We start from the raw sequence: 14,379 nt of genomic DNA on the forward strand, positions 1-14,379 counted from the left end.
CGAGCGAAGCGACGCAATCCAGAGATTTGATCATTGTTCTGGGTTGCCTCGTCGCTACGCATCTCGCAATGACGGCGTGAATAGAGATTTTACGGCGCGCGGATTACGGCCAGAAGCCCTATCCGCCGCGCCGGTCCAGGAGAAGACCATGAATCAGCAAGAGGTCATGAATCTCTTCAATCCGGTCGTGGCGACGCAGGCCTTCGACCAGATTCAGATTTCGATCGCGAGCCCGGAGAAGATTCTCTCCTGGTCATTCGGCGAAATCAAAAAGCCCGAGACGATCAATTACCGCACGTTCAAACCCGAGCGCGACGGTCTGTTCTGCGCGCGCATCTTTGGTCCGATCAAGGACTATGAGTGCCTGTGCGGCAAATATAAGCGGATGAAATACAAGGGCGTCATCTGCGAGAAGTGCGGCGTCGAGGTGACGCTTGCGCGCGTGCGGCGCGACCGCATGGGCCACATCTCGCTCGCCGCGCCCGTCGCGCACATCTGGTTCTTGAAGTCGCTGCCCTCGCGCATCGGCCTGTTGCTCGACATGACGCTCAAGGATCTTGAGCGCATCCTCTACTTCGAATCTTACATCGTCATCGATCCGGGCTTGACGCCGCTCAAGGAGCGCCAGTTGCTCTCGGAAGAGGAATATCTGCGCGCGCAGGACGAATATGGCCAGGACACGTTCACGGCCATGATCGGCGCTGAGGCGATCCGCAAACTCCTCGAGTCGATGGACCTCGAAGCCATTGCCGCGAGCTTGCGCATCGAGATCGCCGAGGCGAAGACGGAGCTCAAGCCGAAAAAACTCGCCAAGCGCCTGAAGATCATCGAGGCCTTCATTCAGTCGGGCAACCGCCCCGAATGGATGATCCTCAAGGAAGTTCCGGTCATTCCGCCGGATCTGAGGCCGCTTGTGCCGCTCGACGGCGGCCGCTTCGCGACCTCGGATTTGAACGATCTCTACCGCCGCGTCATCAACCGCAACAATCGTCTGAAGCGGCTGATCGAATTGCGCGCGCCCGACATCATCATCCGTAACGAGAAGCGCATGTTGCAGGAGGCCGTCGACGCTCTGTTCGACAACGGCCGCCGCGGCCGCGTGATCACGGGCGCCAACAAGCGTCCGCTGAAGTCGCTCGCCGACATGCTGAAGGGCAAGCAGGGCCGCTTCCGTCAGAACCTGCTCGGCAAGCGCGTCGACTATTCCGGCCGCTCGGTGATCGTCGTCGGTCCCGAGCTGAAGCTGCATCAGTGCGGCTTGCCGAAGAAGATGGCGCTGGAGCTGTTCAAGCCCTTCATCTATTCGCGCCTCGACGCGAAGGGCTATTCGGCGACCGTGAAGCAAGCGAAGAAGCTCGTCGAGAAGGAGAAGCCCGAAGTTTGGGATATCCTCGACGAGGTCATTCGCGAGCATCCGGTGCTCTTAAACCGCGCGCCGACTCTGCACCGGTTGGGCATTCAGGCGTTCGAGCCGGTGCTGATCGAGGGCAAGGCCATTCAGCTCCATCCGCTCGTCTGCGCCGCCTTCAACGCCGACTTCGACGGCGACCAGATGGCTGTGCACGTGCCGCTGTCGCTCGAAGCGCAGCTTGAAGCGCGCGTCTTGATGATGTCGACGAACAACATTCTGCATCCGGCCAATGGTCAGCCGATCATCGTGCCGTCGCAGGATATCGTTCTCGGCCTCTATTATCTGACGCTCGACCGCGACGGCGAGCCCGGACAGGGCATGGCTTTCGCGAGCCAGGGCGAGATCGAGCACGCGCTCGCCGCCAAGGCGATCACGCTGCACAGCAAGATCAAGGGCCGCGCCTGGACCTATGACGAGAAAGGCAAGCGCGTGTCGAAGATTTTCGACACGACTCCAGGCCGGATGATGCTTGGCCAGTTGTTGCCCAAGCACAACAAGATTCCCTTCGACGTCGTCAACAAACTGATGACCAAGAAAGAAATCTCGAACATGATCGACACCGTCTACCGCAACTGCGGTCAGAAGGAGACGGTGATCTTCTGCGACCGCATTATGGCGCTGGGCTTCCGTGAAGCCTTCAAGGCGGGCATCTCCTTCGGCAAGGACGACATGGTCGTGCCGGAAAACAAAGAGAAGATCGTCTCCGAAACGCGCGCCGCGGCCAAGGAATATGAGCAGCAGTATAACGATGGCCTCATCACCCAGGGCGAGAAATACAACAAGGTCGTCGACGCCTGGATGAAGTGCACCGACAAGCTCGCCGAGGAGATGATGCAACGCATCTCCGCGGTGCGCAAAGACGAGCACGGCCGCGATCTGCCGATCAACTCGATCTATATGATGTCGCACTCCGGCGCGCGTGGTTCGCCACAGCAGATGAAGCAGCTCGCGGCGATGCGCGGACTGATGGCCAAGCCCTCGGGCGAGATCATCGAGAGCCCGATCATCTCGAACTTCAAGGAAGGCCTCACCGTTCTTGAATATTTCAACTCCACGCACGGCGCCCGCAAGGGACTTGCCGACACGGCGTTGAAGACCGCGAACTCGGGCTATCTCACGCGCCGCCTCGTCGACGTCGCGCAGGATTCAATCATCTCGTCGACCGACTGCGGCTCCGAGAACGGCATCCGCATGCGCGCGATCATCGATGCGGGACAGGTCGTCGCCTCGCTTACCTCACGCATTCTCGGCCGCACCGCGGCGGAGGATCTGATGTCGCAGAACGGCAAGACCGTTATCGTGCGCGCCGGCGAGATGATCCAGGAGCAGCACGTCGATGCGATCAACGCCGCCGGCATTCAGGAGGTGAAGATCCGCTCGGTTCTGACCTGCGAGGCCAAGAACGGAGTCTGCGCCAAATGCTATGGACGCGATCTCGCCCGCGGCACGCCGGTCAACATGGGCGAGGCCGTCGGCGTCATCGCGGCGCAGTCGATCGGCGAGCCGGGCACGCAGCTCACCATGCGCACTTTCCACATCGGCGGCGCGGCGCAGCTTGCGGACCAGTCCTTCATCGAGTCGAATTTCGAAGGCAAGGTGCATGTGCGCAACCGCCATCTCGCCCGCAACTCGGACGGCGACCTCATCGTGATGGCGCGTAACGTCGCCATCGTGATCCTCGGCCCGAATGGCGAGGAGCGCGCGGTGAACCGCATCCAGTATGGCGCCAAGATGAAGGTCGACGAGGGCGACAAGGTGAAGCGCGGCCAGCGCCTTGCCGAGTGGGATCCCTACACGCGGCCTATCATCAGCGAGGTCGATGGCGCGATTGGCTTCGAGGATCTCGTCGAAGGCCAGTCCATGTCGGAGACGGTCGACGAGTCGACAGGCATCGCCAAGCGCATGGTCATGGACTATCGCCTCAACCTGCGCTCGGCGAGCTTGAAGCCCTCCATCGTCATCAAGGGCGCCGATGGCAAAATCGCCAAGTTGGCGCGCGGCGGCGACGCCCGCTATCTGCTGCCGGTCGACTCGATCATCGCAGTCGAGCCCGGCGGCAAGGTAAAGGCCGGCGACATTGTCGCGCGTATCTCGGTGGAGAGCGCCAAGACGCGTGACATCACCGGCGGTCTGCCGCGCGTCGCTGAGCTGTTCGAAGCCCGGCGTCCGAAAGATCACGCGATCATCGCGGAAATCTCCGGCGTCGTGCAGTTCGGCAAGGACTACAAGAACAAGCAGCGGCTCTCGATCGTCCCGCAGGAGGAAGGCGCCGAACCCGTCGAGTATCTGATCCCGAAGGGCAAGCACATTCACCTTCAGGACGGCGACGTCGTCGAGAAGGGCGATTACATCGTCGACGGCAATCCGGCGCCGCACGATATTCTGGCGATCAAGGGCGTGGAGGAGCTTGCCGCTTACCTCGTCAATGAGATCCAGGAGGTCTACCGGCTGCAGGGCGTCAACATCAACGACAAGCACATCGAAGTGATCGTGCGTCAGATGCTGCAGAAGATCGACATCGTCGATCCGGGCGACACCGGCTTCCTCGAAGGCGAGCAGGTCGACAAGCTGGAGCTCGAAGAGGCGAACGCCAAGGCGATCGAGAACGGCGGCAAGCCTGCGACAGGCACGCCGGTGCTGCTTGGCATCACCAAGGCCTCGCTGCAGACGCGCTCCTTCTTCTCTGCCGCCTCCTTCCAGGAGACGACGCGCGTTCTCACCGAGGCCGCCGTCAACGGCAAGATCGACCCGCTTGTTGGTCTCAAAGAGAACGTCATCGTCGGCCGTCTCATTCCGGCCGGCACTGGCGCGGCGATGTCCAAGTTCCGCTCCATCGCCGGCGGCCGCGACGAGCTCATCATCGAGCAGCGCGCCGAAGCGGCCGAGCCCGCGCCGGCTCTGCCGCCGGCGGAGTGAGTTCACGCAGCAGGTCGCTGAAATTGAAAAAGGCCGCCCCGAAACGGGCGGCCTTTTTCATTTGAGAATCGTCTCCGACGAACAGAGCGATTTTCCTTCAGATAGGGGCAGCGACAACATAGATTGATATCGTGTCCTCCCTATCGTCCTTGCCCGCCCGCGCGGCGCGCGCGTTGATCCTCGTCTACCGCGTCACCTTCTCGATGATTGCGGGGCGCTTTTGCCGCTACGCGCCCACCTGCTCCGAATATGCCGACGAGGCGATCGCCAGATATGGCCTATGGGCCGGCGGCTGGATGGGCTTCGCGCGCCTCTGCCGTTGCCGTCCTGGCGGCGGCGCGGGATTCGACCCCGTTCCCGAGACGCTGCGCGCCGATGCGAACCCGCTCACGCCCTGGCGCTATGGCGTCTGGCGTCGGCGTCCAGTCTGCGAAGCAATCGAGTCCGCGGGCAAGATGGACTCCGGCCGCCCTTAGTTGAGCACGACGACTTTCGTGCCGACCTTAACGCGGCTGTAAAGATCGACCACGTCCTTGTTGGTCATGCGGATGCAGCCCGAAGATACGGCGGCGCCGATCGTGTCCGGCTCGTTGGAGCCATGAATGCGATATTGGCTGGAACCAAGATAAAGCGCCCGAGCGCCGAGCGGATTGTCCATGCCGCCGGCCATATGGCGCGGGAGGTCCGGTCTGCGCTTAAGCATCTGCGGCGGCGGACTCCAGTCCGGCCACTCGCGCTTGCTCGAAATCGTCTTTACGCCGGACCACGTGAAGCCCAACCGGCCCACGCCGACTCCATATTCGACCGCTCGTCCACCGCCAAGCACATAATAGAGCCGTCGATTCTTTGTCGAAATGACAACCGTGCCGCGCTCATATTCCGGATGGCGCCAGTAGACGACCTGCCGCGGTATCGCTTGCTCGCGAAAGACATTGAGAAAGTCGGCAAGCGGACCGCGGTTGATAGGGCTATCGAAGCTCTGCGCCGGCGCCGCCGAGAGAAGAAGCGCGGCAAGAATGATTGATCCACTTGTCTTGCGCATGACTGATCTCCCTAGAGCCGCGCAAAGAGCTTTTTTGGCGATTATGGCCGATTTCCGGTCGGCATCTTGTGCTCACGAGAGGCCGAGAGCGCGCACTGCCATAGCGGCGCGCCAAGCGCCGCGCGCGCATGAGGGCGTCAACACTTCATTCGATGCGCTCAGGCGGCAGGCTTCGGCGCGCTACCTAAATTTCTGGCGCATCGATCGAGGATCTCGATCACTTCGTCATCGCTGATCTGTCGAAAATCCCGATAAAAGAAGCCGATCGCGCCGAAGGCGCGGTGAATCTCGAGGCAGACGATCTCATCGACTTCGGGCGCTAAGGACTCCAGCGTGTCGGGCGGCGCGACCGGAACGGCGAGCACCAGCTTCTTCGGTCCTCGCGCGCGAACGGCGCGCAACGCCGCGCGCGTCGTCGCGCCGGTGGCGACGCCGTCATCGACGACGATGGCGACATGTCCTTCCACTTCCGGCCGTTCGCGGTTTCCGAGATAGAGCCTGCGGCGACGTTCGATCTCTTGAAGCTCGCGCGCGCACACGTCCTCAAATTCCTGTTCGCTGACATCGGCCATGGCGATCACATCGTCATTGCGCACGACGACCGGATCGCCGCCATCCGCCACGGCGCCCATTGCAAGCTCCGGCTGAAAGGGAACGCCGATCTTTCTGACGAGCACGAGATCGAGCGGCGCGTTCAGCGAAGTCGCGATCGGCTCGGCGACGGGCGCGCCGCCGCGCGGCAGAGCGAAGACAACAACATCCTCGCCTTTGAATTTATCGAGTTCGGCGGCAAGGCGGCGTCCAGCGTCGGTGCGGTCATAAAAGGACATGGCGTCGCCTCACCTTCCTAAGCTAAGCGTCGGCGGCGAGCGCCGCTTGCGCAAGATTGAGATAGCGCGTCGCCAGCGGCTCCCATTTCGCCGGTTCTCGGGGCGCGTCATCGAGAAGATGCGCCACGGATTGGCGCGCGCGCAGCGTTGCGCGCCAGGCGGCGTAAAGCGAGACGAGCCCGCGCGGCGGATCGCTTGAGAGGCGCTGCGCCACTTTGTCGACGAGTTGGGGGCCAAGGATCTTCGCGCCAATCAGCGCGCATTCGACGCCGAGATAAGCGAGTTCGTCGAAAGGATCGACCTGGCGCAGCTCAACGTTAAACTCCAGACAGTCGAAGATGGCGATGGGGTCCTGAAAGCAGATGTGCTCGGGGCGCAGATCGCCATGGCCGTCGACCACGCGCCCCTGAACGACACGCTCTTGCAACAGCGACCGACTCGCTGTGAGTCTTGCGTCGAGAAGATCAAGCAGGTTGGGCGTGCGGCCATGATCGAGCGCGAAATCACGCCGCGTCAGAATGTCCCGATTCTTTTCCTGCTCGCGAAAGAAGCGCTGCACATAGTCTTCGGCGGTGATCGAAGAGCGCTCCACGCGGCGATAGAAATCCGCCAGCGTGTCGGAGAGCGCGTCAATATGCGCGCCGGTCAGGCGATCCTCGCTTATCAGCCGGTCAAGCATCGCTTCGCGCGGTAGACGACGCATCGCCACGAGCCAGTCGACGACGGCGCCGTCGCCGTCAAGCGACAAGCCACGCGACACGCGATAGGTCAGTGGGACGATGCCCAAATACACATCGGCCGCTAGGCGGCGGTTGAGGCGCACCTCCTCGCGACAATTATTTTCACGAGCTTTGATCGTCGAGAAGTCGAGAAAAGGATAGCGGACGGGTTTCTTGAGCTTGTAGACCCTGTCGCCTGCGAGAAAAACATAGGACATATGCGTTTCGAGGACGACCACCGACGTAGGAGCGTGCGGATAGGCGTCGGTTGCGCTGAGAAAGCGAACCTTCTCGGCGGTTGACGGACACTCCGTCTCGCAAACAGCGCTTGCTCGATTATGCGAGTCCATCGTCGCGTCGCTTCTCAACCCTTGACGCAGATGAGCGGCTTCAGAAAGGCGACCTTTCTCGCCAATCCTGCCGCCTCGGCAGAATCGACAACCGCGCGAACGTCCTTATATGCGCCCGGCGCCTCTTCAGCGACTCCGCGCAACGAAGGGCTCTTGATGATGATCCCCTGAGCGCGAAGGTCGTCCACAACCTTTCGCCCGCCCCACGCGCGAGTCGCCGCGTGACGGCTCATGCGGCGCCCCGCGCCATGACAGGCCGAAGAAAACGCCTGACGCTCGCTCGCCTCCATGCCGGCCAGCACATAAGAGCCCGCGCCCATGCTCCCGCCGATGATCACCGGCTGCCCGTAAGGCCGTAGCGCCTCGGGCAAACCCTCATGGTCAGGTCCGAATGCGCGCGTCGCGCCCTTGCGATGAACGAAAAGCTGGCGGGTTTCACCGTCGATCGCATGGCGCTCCACCTTGCAAGTGTTGTGTGAAACGTCAAACATGAGCGGCAATTCTCCATGCTCAAAAAATCTGGCGAAGACCTGTCGCGTTAGATGTCCGATAATCTCGCGATTGGCGAGCGCGCAATTGATCGCCGATCGCATCGCCCCGAGATATTTCTGCCCAAGTTCCGATTTGATCGGCGCGCAGGCCAACTCACGATCGGGCAATTCAATCCCGTATTCTTGCGCCGAAATCACCATATCGCGCAAATATTCAGTGCCGATCTGATGGCCGAGGCCGCGCGAGCCGCAATGGATCGTCACGACGCACTCGCCCTTGACGAGGCCATATGCAGCGGCGGTTTTCGCATCGAAGATTTCGGCGACTTCCTGAACCTCGAGGTAGTGATTGCCCGAGCCGAGCGTGCCCATTTCGCGGCGCTGTCTTTTGCGCGCATGTTCCGATACTGCGGCGGGATCGGCGCCCGATGCGCATCCTCTCTCCTCTATGCGCTCAAGATCCTCCGCGCGGCCGAAGCCACGCTCGATCGCCCATTGCGCGCCGCCGAGCAGCATGGCGTTCATAGCTTGCTCGTCGAGCGCGATTTCGCCCTCCGATCCGACGCCCGCCGGAACGTGCTCAAAAAGCGCGTCGGCAAGTTCCTGCTGAACCGAAACGACCTGCTCGCGCGTGAGATGAGTGAGATGCGTGCGTACGCCGCAGGAGACGTCGAAGCCGACGCCGCCGGCGGACACGACGCCGCCTTCGTCCGCGTCAAAAGCCGCGACGCCGCCGATCGGAAAGCCATAGCCCCAATGCGCGTCGGGCATCGCGTAGGAAGCGCGCACGATGCCAGGAAGTTTCGCGACATTGGTCACCTGATCGAAGACCTTGTCGTCCATTTCCCTCATGAGGTCTTCGGTTGCGTAAACGATGGCCGGCACGCGCATTCCGCCGAAGGGCGCAATCCGCCAAGCCGTGTCCGAAAGCCTTTCAAAACGGGAAAGGTCCATCGCAACCCTCCGCGGCTAAACGTCGATCACGCATTGCGCTCGCCATAGTCCAGGGCGATCCTCGACGAAGGCCAGCTCGGTGTAGGTCGCGCCTTTCGCTTCCACGGCAGGCGCATGTCGCGCCCGCGAAACCGCTTCGCCGAAAGCGCGGCCTTTGAGGTGATTGTCGTCGATTTTCACTTCAAACGCGCCAAACAGCATTCGGCGCTCCGCCATCTCGTATATGAGCGCGTTAAGCCAATCGACGAGCAGCAGATCGAGACGCGGCGCTTCGAGATCGACGTCTACCTCTTGCTTCAGCCGAACAGTCGCCGGATCGACAATCGCGGCCATCATGGCCAGAGCCGCCTGCTCGCAGGCTTCGCCCGGACTTGCGCCATAGCCGCGCACGCCGATGTCGGCGTCATGCGGAAAATGCTCCCAGCGTCCGGTCGCGACCTGGTCGCCCGTTGTGGCCATCGCCAAAAATCAGGCGGCGTCGCGGTCAAGTAGCGTCACGCGACTCGCTTGCGGACCCTCCCGGCCTTCCTCCTCGCTGTAGCGGACGCGCGCGCCGGGCTTCAACGCGTCAAATCCGGACCCTTCGACGCTGTTGCGGTGGAAGTAGATCTCGCGACCGTCGGGCGCTTCGATAAAGCCGTAGCCGTCCTCGGCCACCATTTTCTTCACAACGCCGGTCGGCGCGGCCTCATGATATTTGACCTTGCCGCGCATGCGCCGGACCTGATCCTGCAGCCGGCGCCGCGCCCTTTTGAACGCGTCATTCAGCGCAAAATCGAAATCCTGAAATCTCTCATCCTGATGAGGCGTGCGCTCGATCGCGACCTCGCGTTTGTCAGGGAGGACGAGATGCAGATTGATCTCATAAAGCCCTCCGGTGCGATGATGCGCGCCCGGGCCTTTCACGACGACGCGACAGGCTGTCGCACGGCCGTAGCGGTCCTCGAGCTTTTCTATCAGACGCATTATTTTTTCCTGTCGGTCGGACGAAGGCTCAACCCCTTGAAAATCGATCTTCGGCTGAGTTTGCATGTGCAAATCCTCCCAGGCTGAGACGGACAGCGAACGTCCTCAATGGAATATGGCGAGGACTGAGCAGCTTCTCCAGATAGAAGATTCATAGAACCACGCCATGTAGGACGCCAAGTAGGGATCAGCCAGGCTGAAATGTTCTAAAGACCGAGGTTCAAAGATGGCGAGCTTTAGGACGGTCGACGTCGTGATAGGGCCTCAGCGGCTCGAGGGGTCGCTATTTCTGCCTCAAACGTCGCACGGCCTCATCATTTTTGCGCATGGCAGCGGCTCCTCGCGCTTCAGTCCGCGCAACAGATATGTCGCCGAACGACTTGCTGCGCAGGGATTCGCCTGTTTGCTGTTCGATCTGCTGACCGCTGAGGAAGGCGAGTTCCGCCGCAATGTCTTCGACATCGAACTGCTTGGCGCGCGCGTCATCGAAGCGGTCGCCTGGGCTGGCGGCGAGAGTGAAATTTCCCTGCTGCCGATAGGCCTTTTCGGCGCAAGCACGGGCGCCGCAGCAGCGCCCGTCGCCGCGGCGGACAAGCCACGCGTCGCGGCCGTCGTTTCGCGCGGCGGCCGGCCAGATCTTGCGGGCGACGCCCTGCGGCGCGTCCAAGCGCCGACATTGCTGATCGTCGGCGGTTTGGATTATGGCGTCATCGAACTCAATCGCAGCGCGCAGCAACTGCTCAGATGCCGCAACCGTCTCGATATCGTGCCGGGCGCCACTCATCTTTTCGAGGAGCCAGGCACATTGGAGAGCGTCGTCGAGCGTGCGACAAAGTGGTTTATCGAATATCTTGGCGCGACTCGCGACGCGACGGATGACTAGTTCGACTTCCGAAATTTGCATGACGGCGGAAGGTTCCCAAAGATGACCACGATGGCGATGACCGAACCGCCGCTGAAGCGGCTCTTCGACCGACTGGATTTCGCGCCGCAGCCGAAACGGATGGAGCTCCAAGTCGTGCAGGAACGCTGGGAGGCGGCGCGCGGCGGCGCAGTGGCGCCGAGAAGGAACGCCATTAGCTTCTCGCCGCAAGATCGCGGCGCCGCCGAAACCATCTTCGTCCATCGATTCGAAGGACCCGACGACGACGCCGTGCTGACTGAAGGCGCGTCGGCAGCAGCAATATTGCTTGGTTCTTGTCAGATCGGGGAGAAACTGAGCGAAGCGGCGCAGCGGCGGGGCGCGGTGCGACTGCGCCGTCTATTGAAGGAGGTGCGGGGAACGGGCCAACCGGTCCTCGCGCAATACACGAGCGTCGAACATGGTCGCGATCGCGCTATTATCGAAATTCTGGCGGCGCCGCTTTCCGAAGATGGACGCACCATTGATTCGGCGCTCATCGCAGTTTGGGCGCATGTTTTGGATGGCGCGCCCGCGCGTGCGCCCCGAGAAGCGGATAGCAGCTTCGCGCTCTTCGCGCTCGGCGCAAGCGTCTCATTCGGCGAGGATGTCGCGCAATTGCTTGGCGCGGAACTTACGCCGCTCGAAGACCGTGAGTTCGAAGACGGCGAATATAAGATCCGGCCGCTCGAAAATGTGCGCGGCCGCGACTGCTATGCCGTCTTTACCCTGCATGGCGATGACGTCGCGAGCAGCGCCGACAAGCTATGCAAACTGCTGTTCTTCATCGGCGCGCTGAAGGACGCCGGCGCGGGGCGCGTCACGGCCATCACGCCTTATCTGTGCTTCTCGCGCAAAGATCGACGCACCAAGCCGCGCGATCCCGTCACCACGCGTTACGTCGCGCAGCTCTTTGAGGCGCTCGGAACCGACCGTCTGGTCTGCATCGATGTGCATAACATCGCCGCGTTCCAGAACGCTTTTCGCTGCGAGACGGTTCACCTCGACGCCCAAGCGCTCTTTGCGCGTCATGTCGTCGCTGAGATCGGAGACTCGCCTCTCGCCGTCGTCTCTCCCGATCTTGGGGGCGAGAAGCGTGCGGAACTCTTCCGGCTGCGGCTCGAACGCATGTTGAAGCGCCCCGTCGCCAAGGCTTTCATGGACAAATATCGCAGCGAGGGTCGCGTCGTCGGCGATATTTTTGCCGGCGACGTCAAGGACCGCACCGCCATCATCATCGACGACCTGATCGCGGGTGGCGGCACGGTGGCGCGCACAGCCGCGGCATGCCGCGCGAATGGCGCGAAGCGCGTCTGGGCGGCGGCGACTCACGGCGTTTTTTCCGAAAAAGCGGCTTCAGCGCTGACGAACGCGCCACTCGACAAACTGATCATCACCGATTCAGCGCCGCTGCAATCCACAATCGCGACCGCGCTAGGCGATCGACTGACAATGATCAGCGTCGCCGGCCTCGTCGCTGAGGCGATCCGGCGGCTGCACGCAAACGGTTCCATTACCCAGCTTCTCGACGAAGGACCTTAGGCGCTGGGCATTCTCGTTGCGCCTCCCGCCGCTCACGCCGCCAGCTTCAGATGAACTTGGAAGACGTACTCATTCGCCGAATGTCGAAAGCCGAGCTTTGTCTGGCGTTCGATTGGGCTGCGGCTGAGGGCTGGAATCCCGGCCTCTATGACGCTGAGAGTTTCTACGCTGTCGATCCGGAAGGATTCTTTATTGCGGAGCGCGCGGGCGAACCCTTGGGCTGCGTTTGCGGCGTCGCTTATGACGAGACTTTTGGCTACGTCGGACTCTTCATCGTTCGCGCGCCTTATCGCGGACAGGGCGTCGGCCTTCAGCTCTTAGACGTTGCGCTACGCCATGTTGAGGGACGCAATGTTGGGCTCGACGCGGTGATCGCCATGCAAGAGACTTATGGGCGATACGGGTTCAAATTCGCCTATCGCGTTATTCGCCACCAATGCATTGGCGGCGGCGATTCGCCCTCCGACGTAACGGAACTGGCCTCTGTGCCTTTTGACGAAATCGTGCGTTACGACGCAACCGTCTTTCCGGCATCGCGCGCGAAATTTCTCTCGCGCTGGATCGCTCAGCCGCGCAGCGCGGCGCTGGCGTTTATGACGCACGGGCGGGTCGCCGGCTACGGGGCGCTGCGCGCCTGCTTCGAGGGATACAAGATCGGGCCCCTGTTCGCAGACGATCCGCAGATCGCCGACGCGCTGTTTGAAGGCTTATGCGCACGAGCAAATGGCGCGCCTGTCTTTCTCGACACGCCAGAAGCGAACCCCGCTGCGATCGAACTTGCGCAACGGCGAAAAATGACGCCCGTATTCGACACGGCGCGCATGTATACGCGAGGAGCGCCGCCGGGTCGGATCGATCATTGCTACGGAGTCACGACTCTCGAACTGGGGTAGTTCACGCCAACCCCTATGCGATCGAGCGGCTGGCCGATTAGGTCGGCAAGCCGCTGTCGCTCTTCCCAAGAGGAATGCCGCGAAGCGCCCGCACATTGGGCGACGCGTCCCTTTTTAGTAGTAATAGCGCCGTCGGTAATATGGGCGCGGCGCCGTCGCGGCGCCAATGATCGCGCCGCCGGCAGCGCCGACCGCCCCCGCGGCGAGCGTCGGCCCCGCCAAACCGCCTGAAGCAAGCGCGCCGATTCCGGCGCCGCCGAGGCCGCCGATGATACCGCCGCCGAGCGCGCGTTCTCCCGGCGTATAGCAGCCATAAAGCGGCACGGAGGCGGTCAGAAGCGTCACTAGGACGAGGGCTTTCTTGACCCCGCGGGGCGTCGCGATGCTGTTCATATTCGTTCCCTGGTTCATGGTCGTCACGCATCGGCGCTAAGGCCGAGCTTTGCCGAATGAACCCACATTTGCGCCAGAACGATGGCCCATCGCAGGCAGCTTGATGTGCGCAGAAAGAGGGGTCCAAACTCGCAGAACTTTGTCTCGCTGTTCTTTCAAATAAGAATATTTAGAAGGACGATTTCTAAAAGATTTCCGATGAAGGACGCATGGTATTGACCCTACGATTTGCTTGTTAAATCCTGCGGCAATGCAGTTGGCGTGAAGACATTCTCGATCTCTGCAATCCACGACTTTGAGCTGAATGCTCGCCTTCAATCAAAAAATCGGGTTTGCGAGCGCTGCGGCATGCGATCCCGAAGGAGAGGACAATGTGCGATTTGGCGCTCGAAAAAAACCGCATTGATTCGATTCTCGCCGAAGCGATGAACCATGGTCCGGTTCGAACGTCGATCGATGCAACAGAGCTCGCCGGTTACGGACTTGCGGCGCTGCGCAGCCACTATGCGCTTTCCTGTCCTGATGAGTGCATGCGCAAGCGATGCGACGAATTCGCCGCGATCGTCGCACTGTCGCGGCGCGCGCAGCAGCGCCTGCTCCAGACTGCCTGAAAGATTCCGGACAGAGAAAAAGGACCGCGCGATGTTTATGGCGTCGAATCAGTTCAAGGTCGTTAAGGGCTGCGAAGAAACATTCGAAACGGCTTGGCGAGAAACGAGCGTCCGACTGCGCGACGCGGCAGGCCTGATCGGATTTCGCTTCCATAAGGGAAGAGAGGTCGGTCCGCATGTGCTCTATTTCTCAGTGACGATGTGGGAGACGGAGGAGCGCTTCATCGACTGGCGGCGCGGCGAACTTTATGGCGCCCCTCGCGGAAGCCTCGACCCGCGCTGCGCTTCACGGCTCGAGGAGTTCGACGCGGCCGTCTCAAGAAGCAATCCGCAATAGCGCTCGGACGCATTTCCTGGAGG

General features: G+C 61.6%; 14 protein-coding genes. 7 read left to right on the forward strand and 7 right to left on the reverse strand.

Going from position 1 to position 14,379, the window contains the following annotated elements; all coding sequences use genetic code 11:
• Window positions 1-148: 148 nt before the first annotated feature.
• Both rpoC and yidD read left to right on the forward strand, forming a co-directional pair.
• Complete coding sequence (rpoC, locus tag FEV16_RS06040) at window positions 149-4,327, forward strand: DNA-directed RNA polymerase subunit beta' (protein ID WP_138166736.1); 4,179 nt, start codon at window positions 149-151, stop codon at window positions 4,325-4,327.
• Window positions 4,328-4,455: 128 nt separating this feature from the next.
• Window positions 4,456-4,803 (forward strand): membrane protein insertion efficiency factor YidD, encoded by a 348-nt coding sequence (gene yidD / locus FEV16_RS06045; RefSeq protein ID WP_281404844.1) that lies wholly within the window; start codon window positions 4,456-4,458, stop codon window positions 4,801-4,803.
• Here yidD and FEV16_RS06050 read toward each other — a convergent pair.
• The 6 genes from FEV16_RS06050 to FEV16_RS06075 all read right to left on the reverse strand — a co-directional run bounded on the left by FEV16_RS06050 (window position 4,800) and on the right by FEV16_RS06075 (window position 9,745).
• Complete coding sequence (locus FEV16_RS06050) at window positions 4,800-5,369, reverse strand: L,D-transpeptidase (RefSeq protein ID WP_138166738.1); 570 nt, start codon at window positions 5,367-5,369, stop codon at window positions 4,800-4,802. The genes yidD and FEV16_RS06050 overlap by 4 nt on opposite strands.
• A gap of 158 nt (window positions 5,370-5,527) precedes the next feature.
• Window positions 5,528-6,199: a phosphoribosyltransferase family protein gene (locus FEV16_RS06055; protein ID WP_138166739.1), complete on the reverse strand. Its 672-nt coding sequence runs from the start codon at window positions 6,197-6,199 to the stop codon at window positions 5,528-5,530.
• A 22-nt stretch (window positions 6,200-6,221) separates the two neighbouring features.
• Window positions 6,222-7,268 carry a phosphotransferase gene (locus FEV16_RS06060; protein ID WP_246657197.1) on the reverse strand — a complete coding sequence of 349 codons (1,047 nt, stop codon included), beginning with the start codon at window positions 7,266-7,268 and terminating at the stop codon, window positions 6,222-6,224.
• Between the two features lie 14 nt (window positions 7,269-7,282).
• A complete protein-coding gene (locus tag FEV16_RS06065; protein ID WP_138166740.1) occupies window positions 7,283-8,713 on the reverse strand; it encodes an RtcB family protein in 1,431 nt (476 codons plus the stop codon).
• 15 nt (window positions 8,714-8,728) lie between these two features.
• On the reverse strand, window positions 8,729-9,172 hold the full coding sequence (locus tag FEV16_RS06070) for an archease (protein WP_138166741.1): 444 nt from the start codon (window positions 9,170-9,172) through the stop codon (window positions 8,729-8,731).
• A gap of 9 nt (window positions 9,173-9,181) precedes the next feature.
• Window positions 9,182-9,745 carry an HPF/RaiA family ribosome-associated protein gene (locus FEV16_RS06075; protein WP_138166742.1) on the reverse strand — a complete coding sequence of 188 codons (564 nt, stop codon included), beginning with the start codon at window positions 9,743-9,745 and terminating at the stop codon, window positions 9,182-9,184.
• Window positions 9,746-9,905: 160 nt separating this feature from the next.
• Between FEV16_RS06075 and FEV16_RS06080 the strand changes: the two genes are divergently transcribed.
• From FEV16_RS06080 to FEV16_RS06090, 3 genes are read left to right on the forward strand one after another with little or no spacing between them, the layout of a single operon-like run.
• Window positions 9,906-10,562: an alpha/beta family hydrolase gene (locus tag FEV16_RS06080; RefSeq protein ID WP_138166743.1), complete on the forward strand. Its 657-nt coding sequence runs from the start codon at window positions 9,906-9,908 to the stop codon at window positions 10,560-10,562.
• Between the two features lie 42 nt (window positions 10,563-10,604).
• On the forward strand, window positions 10,605-12,122 hold the full coding sequence (prs, locus tag FEV16_RS06085) for a ribose-phosphate diphosphokinase (protein WP_138166744.1): 1,518 nt from the start codon (window positions 10,605-10,607) through the stop codon (window positions 12,120-12,122).
• A 50-nt stretch (window positions 12,123-12,172) separates the two neighbouring features.
• Window positions 12,173-13,015 carry a GNAT family N-acetyltransferase gene (locus FEV16_RS06090; protein WP_138166745.1) on the forward strand — a complete coding sequence of 281 codons (843 nt, stop codon included), beginning with the start codon at window positions 12,173-12,175 and terminating at the stop codon, window positions 13,013-13,015.
• Window positions 13,016-13,129: 114 nt separating this feature from the next.
• On the opposite strand, the gene FEV16_RS06095 is transcribed toward FEV16_RS06090, so the two are convergent.
• Window positions 13,130-13,408: a hypothetical protein gene (locus tag FEV16_RS06095; RefSeq protein ID WP_138166746.1), complete on the reverse strand. Its 279-nt coding sequence runs from the start codon at window positions 13,406-13,408 to the stop codon at window positions 13,130-13,132.
• Between the two features lie 371 nt (window positions 13,409-13,779).
• Between FEV16_RS06095 and FEV16_RS06100 the strand changes: the two genes are divergently transcribed.
• Together FEV16_RS06100 and FEV16_RS06105 are read left to right on the forward strand one after the other, a co-directional pair.
• A complete protein-coding gene (locus FEV16_RS06100) occupies window positions 13,780-14,019 on the forward strand; it encodes a hypothetical protein (RefSeq protein ID WP_138166747.1) in 240 nt (79 codons plus the stop codon).
• A 37-nt stretch (window positions 14,020-14,056) separates the two neighbouring features.
• Entirely contained in the window at window positions 14,057-14,356 is a 300-nt protein-coding gene (locus FEV16_RS06105) for an antibiotic biosynthesis monooxygenase (RefSeq protein ID WP_246657199.1), read from the forward strand.
• Window positions 14,357-14,379: the final 23 nt, after the last annotated feature.

The organism is Methylocystis sp. B8 (assembly GCF_005771425.1).
GTDB lineage: Bacteria > Pseudomonadota > Alphaproteobacteria > Rhizobiales > Beijerinckiaceae > Methylocystis.

What these genes read in the sequence shown, in the direction of transcription:
- FEV16_RS06105 (WP_246657199.1), top strand. Translation starts at nt 14,057, where the DNA reads ATGGCGTCGAATCAGTTCAAGGTCGTTAAGGGCTGCGAAGAAACATTC.
- FEV16_RS06055 (WP_138166739.1), bottom strand. Translation starts at nt 6,199, where the DNA reads ATGTCCTTTTATGACCGCACCGACGCTGGACGCCGCCTTGCCGCCGAA.
- FEV16_RS06075 (WP_138166742.1), bottom strand. Translation starts at nt 9,745, where the DNA reads ATGCAAACTCAGCCGAAGATCGATTTTCAAGGGGTTGAGCCTTCGTCC.
- FEV16_RS06090 (WP_138166745.1), top strand. Translation starts at nt 12,173, where the DNA reads ATGAACTTGGAAGACGTACTCATTCGCCGAATGTCGAAAGCCGAGCTT.
- FEV16_RS06080 (WP_138166743.1), top strand. Translation starts at nt 9,906, where the DNA reads ATGGCGAGCTTTAGGACGGTCGACGTCGTGATAGGGCCTCAGCGGCTC.
- FEV16_RS06070 (WP_138166741.1), bottom strand. Translation starts at nt 9,172, where the DNA reads ATGGCCACAACGGGCGACCAGGTCGCGACCGGACGCTGGGAGCATTTT.
- FEV16_RS06095 (WP_138166746.1), bottom strand. Translation starts at nt 13,408, where the DNA reads ATGAACAGCATCGCGACGCCCCGCGGGGTCAAGAAAGCCCTCGTCCTA.
- FEV16_RS06050 (WP_138166738.1), bottom strand. Translation starts at nt 5,369, where the DNA reads ATGCGCAAGACAAGTGGATCAATCATTCTTGCCGCGCTTCTTCTCTCG.
- rpoC (WP_138166736.1), top strand. Translation starts at nt 149, where the DNA reads ATGAATCAGCAAGAGGTCATGAATCTCTTCAATCCGGTCGTGGCGACG.
- prs (WP_138166744.1), top strand. Translation starts at nt 10,605, where the DNA reads ATGACCACGATGGCGATGACCGAACCGCCGCTGAAGCGGCTCTTCGAC.
- FEV16_RS06065 (WP_138166740.1), bottom strand. Translation starts at nt 8,713, where the DNA reads ATGGACCTTTCCCGTTTTGAAAGGCTTTCGGACACGGCTTGGCGGATT.
- FEV16_RS06100 (WP_138166747.1), top strand. Translation starts at nt 13,780, where the DNA reads ATGTGCGATTTGGCGCTCGAAAAAAACCGCATTGATTCGATTCTCGCC.
- FEV16_RS06060 (WP_246657197.1), bottom strand. Translation starts at nt 7,268, where the DNA reads ATGGACTCGCATAATCGAGCAAGCGCTGTTTGCGAGACGGAGTGTCCG.